Raw genomic sequence first — 16196 nt, 5'->3', positions numbered from 1 at the left:
TGATCTATAGTCATTTTTCCTCATTTCCTCTGGAAAACAGCCGAAAAATTACCATTTCAATTATTTTTTTGAAACATATTGCACATTTATCCATCGTATTCTATAATTAAATTAATCTATCGTTTAAAAAAGACTACTTTCCTCAAAAAAATCCTGGTCTTCTTAAGACTAAGACATTAATTTAGCAACAACTAACATCTATTTCCATAATCATTCCTAGCATTATTCCCAATTCTATTGAATTAAATTATTGTTACGCTAAGTATTATACTCGAAAAATTATTTTTTTATTCCATTAAATTAAATTGTTTGTTTCACAGGTGTTTTCAGGAAGAAAAATTATTGCGTTATGGTCACACAAGGCATTGAAATTCATGTATTATTTTATTTACTAATAACTATTCCCATATAGCTATTAGTAAATTTGTCAGTAATTTTTGAGGTCAGTGAACAACTTGTTTGGCTGATCGCTCGCTTTGAAGGAGCCACTCTTCCTTCCGAATCTTCTCGTGCGCACGAGTAACGACACGCTTCAAAGCGACCAGCGATTCTGGCAACCACTTTTTGTTTTGAAACACAACCATTCAAGTAAACTCTCTGAAATTGAAACGATTCACTAAACGAATAAAAATTTAGAAAGAAATAGGAGTAAAGACTATGCAAAAAAAGACTTCCCCTGAGGAACTTGTTGGGGCCAACCCATTATTAGATTGTGAGAAGAATTCCGATGCTTGGCAAGGGCTGTTACGTCAAACGGAACCTTATGTACCACAAGAAAACCAAACCCTCTCTTTAGTATTGCCTATTCCAGAACGAAATGAGAGCGTGGTCTTTTACCAAGGGAAAAGTTATTACTACCCGAAACAAACCTTTACTACGCTTAAGACCTATGAAAGAGCCCATAATTTTCTAGACTATCCTGCATTGACTCGGGTATTGAGACGCTTGAACTGTTTTGGTCACTATCGGATGCCTATGGTCAGCTTCACTTCCGTCTTGTTTCCTTTGGGAAAACCAAATCATACGGTTTGGATCAACCCTTTTGAGATTGTGGAATTGAAAGAAGAGGGACCTTTTACATGGATCCATTTATGTAATGGACCGACTATCAAGGTCTGTTTAACAAGTCAAACCATTCGAAATTATGCCGAAATTGCCTTATTGATTTTGGCCACTGTTGAACGGGACCATTTCTCCACTGGGTTGATCGGTCCGATCTCGCCTTTGTCTGTCTTAGGCGTGCCAGACACACCTTTTGCACGCTCGCTCAGTCAACGACCGCGGCTGCAAAAATTCCCACTGCCGCTTCGGCTGCTCAAGGAGGCGTTCGAAAAAGAACTCGCCCTGCAAACGATTTTACGGTTTGGCTATCAGAGCGGTTTGGATCGCTGGAACCATAAAGCCTTCTTCGAATTATTCGATCAGTAGCACCTATTAAACTAAACAGAAAAGTTGTTTCCGTTATTTTAATTCCCATTAGGGAGACGGAAGCAACTTTTTTCTTGCTTACTTTTTGTCTTCCATCAATACAAGCACGTTAGTATCAGGGATTATACCGCTTTTCCTCGCATTGTCTATGTTGTTTCTTTGGAAACAAAAAGTTTTTCTGACCTCACGATTAGCCCTCTTTTGCGCCACTCAGAAAAATTGAATCGCTATTAAATCAAGCTTCTTCAAAAAAACTAGAGAGCCAATCATGCAGTCCGAACGCTAATCGTGCAGTTTTCAAATTTTTGTTATTCAAGTATGGTTTAGTCACCGGCCGGAAAACACAACAAGCACTACCAAATAAACCAAAAACAGAAAACGGAGGAATTTGAAAAATGATTCAGAAATTGGGCACAAAATTACAGTTACAAATCGAACAAGCAGGGGAAGACAAACAGAAGAAAGTGAACTTTTCAAATGTGATTGATAATCCACCCGAAGAAGATGTGGTGAAATTAGGAGAGATCATGGCAGAGCTATCCCAGCAAGGCAGCTCATTGGATAGTGTGATCATGACTGTCCAATCAAGAATTACAAAGGAGGTTGAATAAGTATGAATCGAGTCGTTAAATTAGTTTCTATTTTTAGAAATGGGGCAGGAAAATCGCAGACATGGAGCTTGAGTAATCCAGATACGTCGAAAACACCCTCACAGATCAAAGGTCTATTAGGGGAACTGGCTCAATTAAATTTGTTTCAGAAGGATGGCATTCGTTTATTTGAAACGGTTGTTAGCGCAAAATATGTCGAAACAATTGAAACAACGATCTTTGAAGAAGAACCTGTGGCACGATAATTACCAATTGAGAAGCATCGGCAGACGTGCCGGGCTTCTCTTACTTAATCAAGCAAACTGAATTTCCTAGGTATTCGGTTTAACTACTTATTATTCATCATCAAACAAAAAGGAGAAATTTATTATGGCAGAGCAACCCTTTACGCACCAGCAACTATTTAACCTTAAACTCGAAACCATCGAGCAAAGACTCATGGAATACTATCAGGAAACCCAGAATGGCACCATGACCATCAAACTATTGATTGCTTTACGTGTACGCTATCAGCTTGGTGCAAAGGAGTTCGCTCTGGTATTGCAAGACTTAGTTCGGTACTTATTTATGAATACTAAAGCAACGAAAACCATGAAGCAGTTCTTCTGGTATTTCGTGGATTATTTTGAAACTAGTGAGTTGCGGATACTGAATTTAAAACTGAATCCTGTTCGCAAGTTTATTGAAAAAACCAAGTCTCTTATAAAGTCACAAATTGCTAAGCTATTTCATACAGAAGCTGACACTGAAGCCACCTGAAAATGATATTTACTGTACGTCTCACCTACGCGAATAAATAAATGAAAGGAGGCACAAAATGATCAGACTAGTTTCCACCTTCCTAAATAGTGAAGGCAAGAAGCATAATTTTACTTTTAAAGATCCGGATACTACAAAGAGTCCGGAAGAAATCAAAGAATCATTGGAATTGTTAAGCAGCTTAAATCTGTTTGAAAAAGATGGCGTTGGCCTATTCCAAGAAGTAGTGAAGGCCAAATACGTAGAAATTATCGAAAGACCAATTTTTGAAGGGGATGAATTATCTGGGGTGTCTGTTCCAGAAGAAAAACCGGAGCAGCTGACAGCACTTCGTTGTACTTGGCAGGAAGCACCAAAAGTTCCTGAAGTATCCTTAGCTTCACCCATCAGAAGTGAGGTGCACGATGCACTTCGTTCAGCTAGTGAGAAAGGTACAGCGATTGAAGATACTACAACTATTTGTCCTTCTATTGAAGGAACAACAACTTTAGAGGAAGAAAAGACTTTCTCTCCACCTGCTGGCAGTCCTTACGATGTCGTTAAGGAATTGGTACGACGCCGAAAGCGAAGGAAAGCCAAAGAAAAAGAGCGTCAGCAGCGAAAAGATCCGCCTGACGCCCCTTCTTGATACTAATCTGATCATTTACCAGCGTAGGTAGATAACCTTCGTCTGGATCATGCTCCTGTACTGAAGGGAGGTGATGGATGTGCAACCTTTTGTACAGTATATTCTAGCTCCGATTATTGTCGGTGTGGTTCTCGCAATCGTGAACCACTTGCTGGATGATCATGATTCATGACGAAGCAATAAAGTTTGACGCTTGCGAATTGGGCCCATTCGCAGGTTGTCGCTTTGCTCTTTCTATAAATAATTTGTTCTTTGAAAATAGAATAATAGCTGCAGAACTAAGAAAGGACACCCGTTTTTCAGTGTCCGATTATTTATATCCTATACTTAACTCACTAAGAATCCGACTAAGAACGTGAACAGATAAAAGAGGAAAAGATTTGCTCCTTTAATGCTGCTGCAAAAAACCGAAAGCATCTATATATAGAATATAGACACTTCCGGTTCTTTACTTAGTTTGAATCGTTGTTACGATGGTAGAATGGTATGAACTTTGTCGAATTTATTTCGTTCATAATCCCAACTATAAAGTTCTGGGGTCTTGCTATCTCTTTTAGTGGAACGTACATAGATGGTCAGCCACTGTTCCTGATCGGTATAAAAGCTGTCGCGACTGACTGCTGGTATACCTGGTGTTATTGTTTTATTTGCTTGATGGCTTGCACCATTTGGATCCTGCTGCTGAGTCGTTAAATGGTAGCCTTCATATTGGTAATAAGCTGGTACCGTCAGTTCAAGTAAGGATGCATCCTGTCCGTCTTCTTGATGTACCGTTGAAAAAACTACATCAGTAAAGCTCGGATTATCCTCCTGTTTGCCGGATGAAAGGATTCGATTGTTTTGATAATCGGTATCCAAGGTTGGATTATTATTATTGAATCGCTGATTCTTAATTGTCAAATAGCCTTCCTTAGGTACTGGAATCTCCGCATTCGCATCCAAGATCACTTGCCGAGCATGCAGTTTGGCTCCGCGAGAAGTATAGATCATCTTTCCTTCTTGGTGCTGAGGTTCTACGATATAATCCATGTCTCTTTCAGCATCTGTCATATCTCGCAGCTCCACGAATTTGTACAAATCGATGTTTTTCGGTTCAGCAGTAATGGCTTTTCCTAAGCGTAATTGTTGATCGTAAACCAAATCACCATATGAGATACGCGCCCCTCGTTCTTCATAGGCCTGGAAGGTGATTTTTTGTGGCATTTCTGCGGTCCAGCCTACATCGGTTTCTTCGATGCCTTCTTTTTGGTTGCCGTATTCAGAGAATTCGACGTAATATCCGTGATTGCTCGCCCAAAATCCTAGATCACCTGGTAAGTCATTCCAATATTTACTGTTATTTTGAGCAAATTGCAGTGTAAACTCTACTCCACCAGAATTATTTGGCTCCTTAGAATTAAACGCACTGTATGCTCCAGCAGGTGTTTTCCCACCACTATAGGTTATTCCATTGTAGAATACTTGCCCTGCTTCTGGCCCGTCCGCCCAATACCAATCTTTTAAGGTGAGATTATAATCGGAGACATTCTGAGGTACAGTGGATTCATCATTGATTTTGCGGCTTCCTGTCTTGACAACTCCTCGTGTGCCGCCTAACCATCCAGGTTCTTTGGAAATATTATTAAAAACAAAGTCGTGCTCGGCTAGAGAAGTGATCGTTGTCAGATAACCTGTCAGTTGCTTATACCTTAGCTGTTTGGCACTATTATAAGCTTGGAACCAGTTCTTGCCTGGCAAGGACATCTCTGGCATAAACACATAATAATGATTGACTCCGTTTGGGTCCACCCACGAGGTATAAATTTTCTCATGGAGAATAATGTTTATCCGTCCTGGATCATTGACATTATTCTTGATGGTAAAGCGCAGCGATTCCAAAAATGATTGAATCGTTGCCGGATCATTATTGGCTTCCATCGCAAAACTGAAGGAATAGTAGCTATCGGTTTCACTGTTTTCAAAGGAGTACCAGCCACCAGGCAGCTGCAGCGAGTTAAAATTCTTGATCTCGGAATTTTTAGGAATCTGGACCTCGATTGATTTCATCCGATTCCCAATGGTTGCAGCATCCATCGTTAGATCTACGATTTTTGCTTCGTCTCCCGTTCGTTCTAATCCAAAGTCCATCAATTTAGTCAGCTCTATTACTCGTTGACTTTCAATCTCACCGATATTATTGGCGCGATCGACAGCAACTACATGGAGGTATTTGCCGGTAACATTGTCTGCTGAAACATTTTTATTGCCCGAAGTGTCATAGTCAGTCGCATTACTATCTGGTGCTACGTATAAGTCATACTTACTAGGGTCAATTCGACCAAACTCATCCTTTAATCCGTTGACTCGATCCGTTAAGGTACTGTTCGGTGAATCAGACAGCTCGAAGAAGTAGCCGGCAACGTTACTGGTCACCGTTTCTTTTACTATATCTGACTTCAAGACACCACGGTCCTTCGTGTCCGCATCAACATAGAATTGATAGTCCTTCCCCTTGTCGGCAGCCTTTACCTGAACACTTAAATCCTTTCCGTTGCTGCTTTTAGCTGTAATCTTAGGTTTAGCTGGTCCTTGATCATCGATCACTGAATAGGCCGTGGCGTTGCTTTCTACGGAAACTTGAGCTAAATTATACAGGACATTCGCAATAATTTTGCGTTCATCCTGTGTCGATTGGCCCCCACTGTGTCCGGTTTGAATCATCGCCGCATTGTCGTTGGTTTTCAAATACCACCCCCCGCGCCAAATCCCCGCATCATAGGGTTGGTTGGGGTACCCACCGGAAGGTTCAATAAATTCGGACCACGTAGTTCCAATATTTTTGTTACTTAGTTCAATATTGTGCGCATATGGAATCGTCAAAACAAGCCCATTTGCCATTTCGAAGGGATACTTCATTAAGTAACCATCGTTAATCACCTTTACCTTTTGTGAGCCAGTCCAATACTTAGAATCAACGATTCCGTCTGATCTTTCCATAGCGCTTTCGTGACCGACACCTAAATAATCCTTTTTATCATGGAAGTAGGTCCAAAAGTTTCTCGCTTTTGTTCTATAAACGGTATCGTGACCGAACAATACACCTCGGCCAGAGCTGAGAAATCGGGTAGTAGCCTCGGCAGCGGCCACAGAAATATCTTTGCCGTTGTTACTGTCCCAGCTACCGAACATGATTACATCGTATTGGTATTCTCCAGCGCTATTTTTCAAATAGGAGTCTGCAGCACCATTAAACGTTGTAATCCCTACAGGTGTCACCTGAATCAAATTGCTGCCGTCGGTACCTTTCAGATTCAGTCCGTCCATCCATCCTTTTAACGTATTTGATGCAGCATTATCAGGATAAACATTCAATACCTTAATACTTTTTCCGTACGTTGTTGAGCGGATATCCCAGTCTGACCCATTCTCTGATTGATAAAGCTTATAACCAGATTGTGACAGATTAGCAATTTTATCCCACTTCATGTCGACATAGCTTCTTTTGGCTGAATTATCCCAGCTGTTATTCGCCGTTAAACGAAAATCCCCAGTCGAAACCACCGATGAGGCTTGAATCGTTTGGATGGGCTCTTTTCCAAAATAGAAAAGCAGCCCTATTCCTGCTAGGATTGTGCCTATCAATAACCCTAAAACACCTTTTGGAATTCTTTGTTTGCTCCTTCTAAACATCTCATTCACCCTTTTTTTCTCAGTCCTCATTCACTTAAGCCTCTCTGAGGAAAGCCGGACACTGCTGCATCCTGTTTCTCCGGCTTTCTTCAGGCTTGACTATATAAAAAGTTCGCATCTCCAATGAAAGCAAAGAACATTCACTATTTCCCACTCGCTTTTCGCTGTAAACACGGGCTTTTTTTAATAAGGTCTACGTATTTTTTACTACTGGTTGATCTTATTGAATTTGTTGACTTCATAATCCCAGCTGTATAATTCTGGGCTGCTGTCTGCCCCTTTACTGGGTCGCAAATAAAGGGTGAGCCACAATTCCTGATCGGTGGATAAGCTCGCTTGACTCATTGCTGGTATTCCAGGAGTCAGGCTAGAATTTCCTTGGTGACTGGCACCATTAGGGTCTTGCTCCTGAGTGGTTACATGGTATCCCTCATAGTGATAATAAGCTGGCACAGTTATATCCAATACAGTTTCATCTCTCTCATCCTTTTGATGCTTTGTTGAGAAGATGACATCAGTAAACGATGGATTGTCTGCTTGTCTACCAGAGGAAATAATCCGATTGTTCTGATAGCTGGCATCCAACTCTGGATTATTATTGTTGTACTTTCGATTTTTCAGCGTCAAATACCCTTCTTTAGGTACCGGTATTTCTGAGTGATCCTCTAAAATAACCTGTCGTACGTGCAGCTTCGCCCCACGGAAGGTGTAAATCAGCTTCCCTTCTTGGTAGGAAGCAAGCACCTGATAGGTCAGCGATCTTGGTGTATTACTTGTATCCTGAACTTCAAGGAATTCATAAAGGTCGATCGTTTTGGGTTGAACGGTAATCGTTTGTTCAATCCTTAGCTGCTGATCGTATAAAAGATCACCGTAGGGAATTGCTGCTCCTTGTTCTTCGTAGGCTTTAAGCGATATTTTCTGCGGGATCGCGGCGCTCCAGGCAACGTCGGTTTCCTCCACCCCTTCTTTTTGATCGCCATATTCAGAGAATTCGACATAGTAGCCATGATTCCAAATAGAGCGATAGCTTAGCGTTCCGGGTAGGTCATTCCAATTTTTGCTGCCACGTTTGGCAAATTGAAGAATGTATTCCTTTTGGCTTCCCTCGATCCATGTATTATTCGGTTCACTAGGCGTACCCCATAGACTGTAAGCCCCGGCTGGAGTGTACCCGCCATTTCTAGTTTTACCAACGTAGAAAACTTCTCCGGCCTCCGGTCCGTTCGCCCAATACCAGTTGTCCTGTTCAATGTCATAATCACTTGCATTTTGAGGGATGATAGCTTCATCGTTAATTTTAGTGCCATTTTTTAACACGCCTCGTGTACCACCTAACAATCCGGGCTCTTTGGCAATATTGTTGAAAATAAAATCATGCTCCTCGGCTGAGGTGATCGTTGCCAGGTAACCAGTTAGTCCTCGATACCTCAAGGTTTTGGCACTGTTGTAAGCTTCAAACCAATTCTTCCCAGGTGCTGTCATCTCTGGCATAAAAACATAATAGTGGGTCACACCATTGCCATCTACCCAGGAGGTGTAGATCTTTTCATGTAAAAAGATCGTGATATTACCGGGATCGTTTACTGGATCCTTTATGGTAAAACGCAGGTCCGTTAAGAACTTTTCAATTACCGCGACACTATTGTTGCTGCCCATCGCAAAGCTAAAGGAATAATAGTCCGTGGTCTCACTGTTTTTGAAGGAATACCAGCCACTTGGCAGCTGTAGTGCAGCATAATCCTTAATCTCGGTATTTTTAGGAATTTGAATCTCAATGGATTTCATCCGGTTGCCAATATTGGCAGCGTTCAAGGACAGCTCCACAATTTTGGCTTCATCTGCTGTACGTTCTATTTCAAATCCCAATAATTTAGGCGTATCCTTAACCTTTTGACTAGCAATTTCACCAATATTGTTGGCCCGATCAACCGCAACCACATGTAAGTATTTGCCGACTGCATGTTCAGCGGAAATCGTTTTATTACCAGCCGTATTGTAGTCAACTGTCTTAGTGTCTGGTGCTACGTATAGGTCATACTTGGCCGGATCAATCCGACCGAATTCGTCCTTTAGACCTTCAACTCTGGCTGTTAAGGTACTGGTGGGGGAATCAGAAAATTCAAAGAAATACCCGGCGACATTACTGGCAACTGTTTCTTTCACCACATCTGATTTCAATACTCCTTGATCCTTCGTGTCCGCCTCGACATAAAATTGATAGTCTTTGCCTTTATCGGCTGCCTCTATCTGAAACGTCAAATCCTTTCCGTCGTAAACATTTACGTGTGTTTTCGGCTTCTCAGGACCTTGATCATCGGTAACGGAATAATCTGTCGCATTGCTTTCAGAAGACACCTGAGCCAGATTATAAAGGACATTCGCGATAATTTTTCGTTCATCTTGGGTCGATTGGCCTCCACTGTGACCGGTTTGAATCATGGCGACGCTATCGTTGGTTTTTAAGTACCAGCCGCCGCGCCAATCTCCTTCGTCATAAATTGGATTTGGGAAATTTCCTGACGGTTCAATGAACTCCGCCCAAGTGGTTCCTATGTTCTTATTAGCAAATTCAATGTTATGAGAATAAGGAATGTTCAAAACTAGTTCATTAGCTAATTCAAAGGGATACTTCATCAAATAACCATCATTAATGATTTTTACTTTTTGTGAACCAGTCCAATACTTGCTGTTTACTAACCCCGCATTTCCATCAGTGAATTCTGTTTTGCTTTCGTGACCGATACCTAAATAATCCTTCTGGTCATGAAAGTATTTCCACCAATTCTGTTTTGCATTGACATACGGCGCTTTGTAAACCGTGTCGTGACCAAATAATACGCCTCGGCCGGAGTCAAGGAATTTAACCGTTGCCTGAGCCGCTGCTTCAGAAATGTCTTTCTCATTGTTACTGTCCCAGCTACCAAACATAATAACGTCCTGTTGGTAATCAGCTGATCCCCCTTTTAAATAAGTATCGGGATTGGTATTAAAATCGGATATGGACACCGCGGTTACTTGAATGAGATTACTTCCGTCCTCTGCCTTCAAATTTAATCCGTCCATCCAGCCCTTCAAGGTATTAGAGCCAGCAATATCCGGGTAAACATTCAATACCTTGATACTTTTCCCGTAAGTCATCGATCGAGTGCTCCAGCTGGAACCGTCCTCTGATTGATAAAGCTTATACCCCGACTGGGTCAGGTTGTTGATTTTGTCCCATTTCAAATCAACATAGCTTCTCTTGGCTGTGTTGTCCCAGCTATTCTCCGCAGTTAAACGAAAGTCCCCATTAGAAACCACAGATGAGGCCTGAACTTTATTCAGTGGAGCTGGTTTGGCGTATAAAAACAGGCCTATTATTATCACTATAGCTCCTGCCAGTAGAGCAAGAATACACTGCTGCATTCTTCTTTTTTTTGATACATTCTGGTGTTTAAACATCCTGTCTTATTACCTCTTTCCTCGTTACCTCTTTTCTCATTATTTAGCACTCCGTCAACTCTTGAGTCTTTACTTAATGAGGGATGTGCAGGGTTCGGATGCCCATTCTTCTATTCAGCTGCTTCGATCCAATCTTCTCATCTTTTGTTGTTAGCCAGATGTTCTTAGCGTCGCAGCTGTGGATTTTATCAAACTAATTTCGTTCATGATCTTCCGTTACAAGGTCCTAGTGTTTTGTTTCCATTTTGACTAGTCTCATGTAGTCCATCTTACTGAACTATTCGTCCAGCACTTTCAAAGGGATAGTAGCTGACGCGAGTTATTTTCACTGCATCTCCAGGCTGTGATGCGTGTATGAAATAATCGTTACCGATATACAATCCTACATGATGGGCTGGTCTGCCCCAAAAAACTAAATCTCCTGATTGGACTTCAGTCAAAGGGACTTCTTTGGCAGCTATCTGCTGAGATTGACTTGTGCGAGGTAAACCAATGCCATTTTGTGCAAACACCCATTGAATAAAGCCGCTGCAGTCAAATCCGTTGGGCGTGGTGCCTCCCCAGACATAGGGAACACCTAGATATTGTTTGGCTGATAGAATAATGGCTTGCGTTTTTTCGCTGCCTTCTTCCTCTGTATCTAGTATCTGACCTAAAACAACTTGTTCCCATAGGATTTCCTGCTCATTCTGTATGGCTAATTCTTGTTGCCGTTCCTCTTCTTGAATCCTACTTAACAGAAATTCATTTTCTTTTAGCTCTTGCTCTATCTGTTCTTTACTGGAGCTTTGCTTGTCAATGATTGCTTCCAATAACTTTTGTGCCGCTTGATGCTCCTGCTGCTTTTTCTCCAGGTCTGTTTGTTGTTGGGTAATCCTTTCGACTAGTTCGGTGTATTCTTTGGCACGGACATCATCGGTTTTACACACGGTTTCGATTTCTTTTACTGAAGTCAAGGTTTTGAACCAGCCATCCAGCTGAAAAAAATTCGCGTTCTGCTTGGCGTCCTTTAACTGAATGACCCGTTCTTGAATTTCTTTTTCTAACTGAGTCAATTTTTCCATCGTATCAGTCACTTTCTTCTCTTATCAGGTACTCTCTTGATTTACATTCTGGATGCTCTCGTTCCCCCGTTGTACTACTTTTTTTAATGATTGACGCCTTTTTATTGGCAAAAGCGCCCAATCAAAGAAATGATTGAGCGTCTTTTTTGTTTAGTTTGTTGCCGAATATTGGACTTCCTCTTCTTCCTGTTGGCTGCTTTGCATCCAATACTCATAGAACTCATTACTTAATTTGTACCCTCTGCCCCAGAGCGTAGTAATGGATTCACCGGAAATCCCGTGCTGTTCAAATTTGCGTTTTAATTTATTAATCAAACAAGACAGCTGGCTCATATTGGATGAAGTTTCACCATCACACCATAGCTGTTCGCATAATTCCTTGCGAGAAAGTACACCGCTGCGAGGATACGCTTGAATGAGATTTTCGAAAACTTTTTTCTCCGTTTTTGATAGGCTTCTGATCAATGTTTCCAACCCTTTATTGCCAAAGGCACTGTCAGAAACTGGGAAGGTCAAGATTTGTCGGCCAGTTGTGATTTCTTTTTGCAGCTGTTTTTGCAGGCCATTCATCTTTTCACGAACAGTCGTAAAGGTTGCTTCGCTTAATATCCAATCCGCCAAGCCGTAATTTTTCCATTCTACTTGTTCTTCCTCTGTCGGCTGACTCTCAGTTATCCGTAAAGTCAGTAAAGGCTGGCCTTTTGTTTGGCGAAGCAGCTGTTCGACTTCCTCATCACATAGGGTTTCGCTAAAAATCACCCATTGGAAGTAAGAAAGAAACGGAAGAGCGGTTGATTGCTGTAGGCGATATAATAAGTCAGTCGAGCAGAAGGTTTCAAAATTCAACTGCTGTAGTTTTCTGACCATATTTTCTTCTGATAAGGTATTTTTTGTTAGAATTAGTACGTGTTGCATGGTGATTCCTCTTCTCTTTAGGTTTTTGATATTTTCTTCTCTTTGACAGGCTGCTTTACTTCATCATCGTCGGTATCTACTAACACATTCCACAAAATAACTAATGTGACAACAACACAAATGGCCACTTGTATCCATAACTGGTCAAAATAGGACTCAGCCAATTTGATACTGAAAATAGCCAGCAAGAAACAAATGACCAAAATGATTGCAAGCTGAATTTGTTTTAATTCTTGCTGGATTCGATACACTGTCTCCAAAGGGATTCGCTTTTGTTTGGCTACTTGGCGAACCGATTGCTTCTCGACTAGCAGCCAAATCGTTTCTCGATACAACTTGCGCGCTTCTGGTTCTTTACTAAATAGCGAATAGGCATCTTTACTACGATTTCGTTCCTTGCCAGCCTTGACCAAAAAGGGATGCAGCAATCGATCGTTGCGCAGCGACCACAGAAAGATTTGCCGCCATTCTTCAATCGAGAGCTGCGGGAGATTGAGTGCATCTATGGTTAACTCGCGCTTCTCCAATTGCTCCAAGCAACCTAGTAATTGACGGTAGTCCCTAGAGATTACTCCCCAGGAGGCAATTACCACGTGGTCACCGGGTTGAGCAAAATTGAGTAACGCTTGAAACTCACTAGTGGGAGAGTTCAGCTCTTCAATTTCCTGGTGCCCATCGGAAAAGAGTTCGTCAACTGGATAGTCTTCCAGCATATCCAGTTGTTGGGTAATTTGATATCCCCGTGCATATCCCAGATTCATCGCGGCCTTCCTCTTTCTATCGTTTTTTTCGATGGGGCTTTTCTTGCTTCCGGTCGTCTTGATTGTATCGAGCGAGCCAAGTGGGCTACCTTTGCCTGCAATTCACGCTGATCCTTTATCAGTGACACCAGCAAGTATCCTTGAAACAGCAGAGCAAGTCCTAATACCAGTAATAAAATATAAACCACTGATTTTCGCCCCTTTCCTTTTATGGTGTCTTCATTTAAGTAAAATTATTTGCTTTCTATTCCCAACTAGCGGGCTGAATCATTTATTTTCCGGCCTTGGTCGCAGATACAGCATCAGTCAGATCATTCATTTTATTTAGGGGCTCATGGTTGCATCTCCCTATCCAATTAATACGATCAATGATAAGTATTCATTCAAAGGCTATATCTGTGTCTGTTCGTTCCAATTTATCCTTCGAAGATTCTTCTTTTGAAGTCCTCACTTCCTTAATAGGATTTGATAACTGTTTAATGGATAAAAAAATACGCCACTTAAAAAGAGACCCACAGGGAACAGAAAATGATCCATTGTGTTTTTTGTACTTTTTCTTATGTACGTCCCTTTACTCGTTTTTGAAAAGCTGATCAAATCAGTATTTTACTTAGTAAAACACTCATCTCATAAGCATTGACATTTTTTAGAAGGGACACAGAGACGCGTCTGTATCCCTAGGTATCTAGTTTCGTTTTCAAAATGTCGTCAATCGTTTTTAACGGTCCTTCGGTCGGTGTATTGCCTTGCCACCAGGATTGTCGATAGGAATTCTCCGTACAATTGATGGTTTCTGCCTTCAAAGTTAAGGAAAACTCGGCATCATTGTATTGGTCGCTAAGATTATCGGACAGTTTGATTGAATCAAATAAAGCGGTCGTCGGTTTTTTTGGTTCAACTGCTTCTTTTACATAGTAATAGTAGCCGTCTCCGCCATCCTTCCAATCCGTTGTATTCAGCTGCTCCAATGTCAAATCAGTGCCAATCGCTAGTGGTAAAATCTGTTTACTTCCTGGATCACCAATCACATCTGCTCGAACCTCTGGTAAGACCATGACCCGAACAAATTGTTTGATCGTCCCTGTATTTTTGATGCTTACCTTCATTTCCACGCTTTGACTCTTAGAAATTTCCTTGATGTTCCCATCGAAGACTTGGTCAAGCTTGGTCTCGACCTGTCCAATCTGAAAATCGTTCTCTTTTCTATCTGATGCAATCATTGCTGCATACACCAAGTAACTGCCGCTAACCAAAAGGAGAACAAGTCCCACCGAAACAATGAGATAAATCAGCCGACGAGGCGTTGATTGCTGTGGTTTCATCTTTTCTCCTCCTTAATTCGACAATTTACTTTGATAGAGGCTATAAACGTAATCCGTTGACTGGATTCCCCAATCGGAAAGTAATTCCTTGGTGATGTCATGGGCATCCATGACAGGTACTAATTTGTAGAAGGCCCCTTTGTAACGGTTCGCATAAGCTGCGTTTAAGGTGACACTGTCTAATAAATTACTGGTTTCCTCATTGGGACGAAGAACTTCAGAATAATAAAAGTAGCCATCCTCGTAATACCAATAAGCTTTATCCGTCCCGGCAGGCTGTTCATTTTCATCAAACACTTTTCCATTAGGGAAATTTAGTTGAATAGCTGGCAATGGTTCTGTCCGTGTCCCTCGATAGGCAAAGGACTGATCCTTTAATGCATAATTCGCTTTATAATGCGTATTTGCATTCATTTCGTATGTCTTACCGACTACCCACGTACTCGTATCCTTCACATTAACAACTGGCAAAACAGGTGCAGGATAAACGGTTAGATCCCCGTTCCCATTTCCGTCATCATGATTGTCTTGTGCATCGGTTTCAAAGCTAACGAAGGATTCCGTCAGAGACAGACGAACAATCGCTGGAACCTCACCATTATTTTTCACCTTGATTTGTTTCGTTTTTACTGTCCCAGGTGCCCAGTGTAAAACTGGATCAAGATCTCCTGTGATTTTGGCGGAGAGCTTCTTTTGGTTCTCCTCCGCACGATTCACTCGCTCATCACTGGAGATAATCCACGCATAGGTACTTCCCATTATCAATAGTAAACTCAATAAGATGGAGAAGAAGGCGAAAAAGCCTTTACTGTGATAAAATACTCGGAATAAATGACGCCACTTTTCACGTTGGTTCACCCCTCCTCCTCCTCTCTTCTTTTTTTCCATAGACACAACGAAATCAATACTAACAGCAAGCCAGTTAAAAATTTGTAAACAAGCTTTTCGCCAGTTTGTGGTAAGCGTTTATTGCTTGGCGCGGTTTTGGGTAGCGCTCCAGGCTCACTTGAAGGGATTGGTTCTTTCGGCTCTGTCGGTTTTGTGGGTTCGACTGGCTGGTCTTTGGTTCCAACAAAGGTCCAGTAAAATTCAACCTGGCTTTGTTCCCGCAAGTCTTCGTTTGTCAACGTAGAATCCATTGTGAAGGTTGCGTTCAACACTTTATCGGTTCCATATTTGCAAACACCTAATTCTAGTGGTGTTTTTGACCAATCAAAACTGCCATTGCCTAACAGCGGTCCCTTATAGATTTCTTCCCCGTCTAACACTAAGGTCAACGTGATGTGTTCTTTCCATAAAATAGAGCCCTTCGAATTTACTTCTTCGACTAGCAGCCCCAATGAAAAAGGTTCTTCTAAATCCAAGCTGCGGATGGTAATTTCCTTTTTATAGGTTTCACCTGGCAGAATGTTTAACAAGTCAATATAGTATTCTCCATCTGACTCGGCATACACACCATCAGAATCTCCAATAACCATGCCGGGAGGAAGTGCTTTTGCTGCTTGCACCGTACGCGTACCGCAAAAGAGGAAACAGAAACACAGGATACTGCTTAATAGAATTGTAAGCTTTCTCAATATCTGCCACTTCTCCCT

14 protein-coding genes are annotated in these 16196 nt (G+C 41.6%); 5 read left to right on the top strand and 9 right to left on the bottom strand.

Translation table 11 applies throughout. The annotated features are described in order from the left end of the window. Window positions 1–657: 657 nt before the first annotated feature. The 5 genes from IGI46_RS06585 (at window position 658) to IGI46_RS06565 (ending at window position 3426) form a co-directional block, all read left to right on the top strand. Window positions 658–1428 carry a hypothetical protein gene (locus IGI46_RS06585; RefSeq protein ID WP_429962545.1) on the top strand — a complete coding sequence of 257 codons (771 nt, stop codon included), beginning with the start codon at window positions 658–660 and terminating at the stop codon, window positions 1426–1428. Between the two features lie 395 nt (window positions 1429–1823). Further along, window positions 1824–2039: a hypothetical protein gene (locus IGI46_RS06580; protein WP_429962544.1), complete on the top strand. Its 216-nt coding sequence runs from the start codon at window positions 1824–1826 to the stop codon at window positions 2037–2039. A gap of 2 nt (window positions 2040–2041) precedes the next feature. Continuing rightward, window positions 2042–2284: a DUF2922 domain-containing protein gene (locus IGI46_RS06575; RefSeq protein WP_429962543.1), complete on the top strand. Its 243-nt coding sequence runs from the start codon at window positions 2042–2044 to the stop codon at window positions 2282–2284. Between the two features lie 124 nt (window positions 2285–2408). Continuing rightward, window positions 2409–2798, top strand: a complete 390-nt coding sequence (locus IGI46_RS06570) for a hypothetical protein (RefSeq protein ID WP_429962542.1) — start codon at window positions 2409–2411, stop codon at window positions 2796–2798. A 58-nt stretch (window positions 2799–2856) separates the two neighbouring features. Next, window positions 2857–3426 carry a DUF2922 family protein gene (locus tag IGI46_RS06565; protein WP_429962541.1) on the top strand — a complete coding sequence of 190 codons (570 nt, stop codon included), beginning with the start codon at window positions 2857–2859 and terminating at the stop codon, window positions 3424–3426. Between the two features lie 468 nt (window positions 3427–3894). On the opposite strand, the gene IGI46_RS06560 is transcribed toward IGI46_RS06565, so the two are convergent. From IGI46_RS06560 to IGI46_RS06520, 9 genes are all read right to left on the bottom strand, one after another. Beyond that, the gene (locus tag IGI46_RS06560; RefSeq protein WP_429962540.1) at window positions 3895–7095 is read right to left on the bottom strand and encodes a hypothetical protein; all 3201 of its coding nucleotides are present in this window, start codon (window positions 7093–7095) and stop codon (window positions 3895–3897) included. Between the two features lie 207 nt (window positions 7096–7302). Beyond that, entirely contained in the window at window positions 7303–10539 is a 3237-nt protein-coding gene (locus tag IGI46_RS06555; protein WP_429973145.1) for a hypothetical protein, read from the bottom strand. A gap of 269 nt (window positions 10540–10808) precedes the next feature. Next, window positions 10809–11615, bottom strand: coding sequence for an NlpC/P60 family protein (locus tag IGI46_RS06550; protein WP_429962538.1), 807 nt, complete (start codon window positions 11613–11615; stop codon window positions 10809–10811). 138 nt (window positions 11616–11753) lie between these two features. After that, window positions 11754–12518: a winged helix-turn-helix domain-containing protein gene (locus IGI46_RS06545; RefSeq protein ID WP_429962537.1), complete on the bottom strand. Its 765-nt coding sequence runs from the start codon at window positions 12516–12518 to the stop codon at window positions 11754–11756. Between the two features lie 17 nt (window positions 12519–12535). After that, window positions 12536–13279 carry a recombinase family protein gene (locus IGI46_RS06540; protein ID WP_429962536.1) on the bottom strand — a complete coding sequence of 248 codons (744 nt, stop codon included), beginning with the start codon at window positions 13277–13279 and terminating at the stop codon, window positions 12536–12538. Beyond that, window positions 13276–13467, bottom strand: coding sequence for a hypothetical protein (locus IGI46_RS06535; RefSeq protein ID WP_207700615.1), 192 nt, complete (start codon window positions 13465–13467; stop codon window positions 13276–13278). Before IGI46_RS06535 ends, IGI46_RS06540 begins: the two co-directional genes overlap by 4 nt. Before the next feature lie 489 nt (window positions 13468–13956). Beyond that, window positions 13957–14601 carry a hypothetical protein gene (locus IGI46_RS06530; RefSeq protein ID WP_429962535.1) on the bottom strand — a complete coding sequence of 215 codons (645 nt, stop codon included), beginning with the start codon at window positions 14599–14601 and terminating at the stop codon, window positions 13957–13959. 12 nt (window positions 14602–14613) lie between these two features. Next, a complete protein-coding gene (locus IGI46_RS06525; RefSeq protein WP_429973144.1) occupies window positions 14614–15459 on the bottom strand; it encodes a BsaA family SipW-dependent biofilm matrix protein in 846 nt (281 codons plus the stop codon). Next, on the bottom strand, window positions 15456–16178 hold the full coding sequence (locus tag IGI46_RS06520; RefSeq protein WP_429962533.1) for a cell wall protein: 723 nt from the start codon (window positions 16176–16178) through the stop codon (window positions 15456–15458). Before IGI46_RS06520 ends, IGI46_RS06525 begins: the two co-directional genes overlap by 4 nt. Window positions 16179–16196 lie beyond the last annotated feature (18 nt).

Source organism: Enterococcus sp. AZ163, assembly GCF_050498925.1.
GTDB lineage: Bacteria > Bacillota > Bacilli > Lactobacillales > Enterococcaceae > Enterococcus_A > Enterococcus_A ferrettii.
The sequence above is the reverse complement of the archived record's forward strand: the minus strand, read 5'-3'. Positions and strand labels throughout refer to the sequence as shown.